We start from the raw sequence: 1,681 nt of genomic DNA on the forward strand, positions 1-1,681 counted from the left end.
TCTGATATCTCGAGCTTTTCGACATCGCGAACTGTAGCAACGGGAAAAAATCGAGCCTTCCTTGCTATTCGCGGAATAGCCTCAAGAAAACCGTTGCACGCACTCAAGAACACGAGTCGCCCACCCTCAGAAAAGCGCACCCCCCCATAAAACTCGAGATTGGTCGTTATATCTACACTCTTCAACCCACCAGATGAATACCACTCATAAACCTCGCCAAATTCATCATTAGGAACATCGAAATAAACCATCCTTCCGGCCTCGGTCCACCAAGCCTCTGAATACACTATGCCGTTCCGCAGAAAGACTTCCCGCGTACAGGCACCGTCATCGAATTCATATCCGATTCCGCTGAATGGTCGCCCCTGGTACAACGGTACCTCATAGTCAGACAACATTCCAGTCAGATCAACCTGATCGAATCCATCATCTGGGCTCGCGCAAATTGGACGGTAGCTCCCCACTTCGACACCATCCACCAGTTCTATCGCGCGCACCCTTTGATCTTGCCCAATTTCAAAGGCAATTCCAGAAAACCTCTTTCCGGAAAGAAAATATCGCCCATCTTTCCGCTCCATCAACTCGATATTTACCCGGTTCAACTCTATTGCCTCCCGGTAATGACATTAACCTTGGGTGGAATGATCCCACTACAATTCTGACATGCCGTGAACGCGCCTCCTTGAGTTCCGGCCGCACTGCTCCGCCCCAGCTTTATGGTCGCAATACTGATATCGGCCAGGTTCAGCGTGGCCGGATTCGGCACTGCGTTGTAGATGTAGTTCAATGACTGAACCTCCGCGTGCAAGCCAGGTATCCCTGCCATGGTCGGAAACGAGTCGTGACTCGCAATATAGCCCTCGATCTGCCGAACTGTCTGGCCATTAAGCTTCTGACCGGACCTGCCATACTCGCCAGCAATCGCATCCATAAATTTACCCTGATCGACAATCACAAACGTATCGCCATCTGCAGACATCTTGACTCCCGGAAACGTCGGCACCTTTGCAAGAATGTTGCTGAACGGGGGAGTTTGAATGCCAAGCGCGGCAGCCCCCCCTACCGAGACTGCAGGATTTTTGCTTCCCTCCGCGATGAGCAACCGAGCCTCGCCTAGCGCTCGCGCCTCGACACTGACAGCAGATCCCATTGCGGCTGGCGACGACACACCCGTCAGGACTGAGGCCCCCGTCCCTACAGGCATACCATTCAGACCGGCATAGACCTCCGCCGCGAGTATAGTCAGTTCGTTTGCACAAAGGACGGCATTTGCTACACATCCAGCGGCGATTCCCGGACCGAACAGCACACCACCCAGCACACCACCGAGCGCACCTCCGACATAAGGGGCGGCGGCATTCATCATCGCCGACGCTTGATCGGCATTAGCGCCCTGCGCCTGCATCAACGTTTGCAGTAACTTGGGGTCGCATGGCTTGGTACCGCCGCCGCACGCTATATCGAGTGCCTTACGCAGCGGATTCGCGGGCATACCGTGATCCGCCAACCCGTTGTTCAGCGCTTCATTCTGCGCCGCCGCAGCCCCGCCCTGCGCATTCTCCCCGGCAAGCCCGGCTGTCAAACCGCCCAGCAACGTCGATACGCCGGCGATCGCCGCACGCTGGCCACTTGTCAAGGTCGCGGCGCCGCCTGCCTGATCAACCAGGGTTGACGTAGCAAC

At 55.7% G+C, this 1,681-nt stretch carries 2 protein-coding genes; both read right to left on the reverse strand.

Going from position 1 to position 1,681, the window contains the following annotated elements; genetic code table 11:
- Nucleotides 1-578, reverse strand: a 578-nt coding sequence (locus ACWGDX_RS39290) for a hypothetical protein (protein WP_453633615.1), incomplete at its 3' end; no start/stop codon positions are given.
- A gap of 26 nt (nucleotides 579-604) precedes the next feature.
- On the reverse strand, nucleotides 605-1,681 hold a 1,077-nt coding region (locus tag ACWGDX_RS39295; RefSeq protein WP_453633617.1), incomplete at its 5' end, for a YwqJ-related putative deaminase.

The organism is Streptomyces sp. NPDC055025, assembly GCF_053608565.1.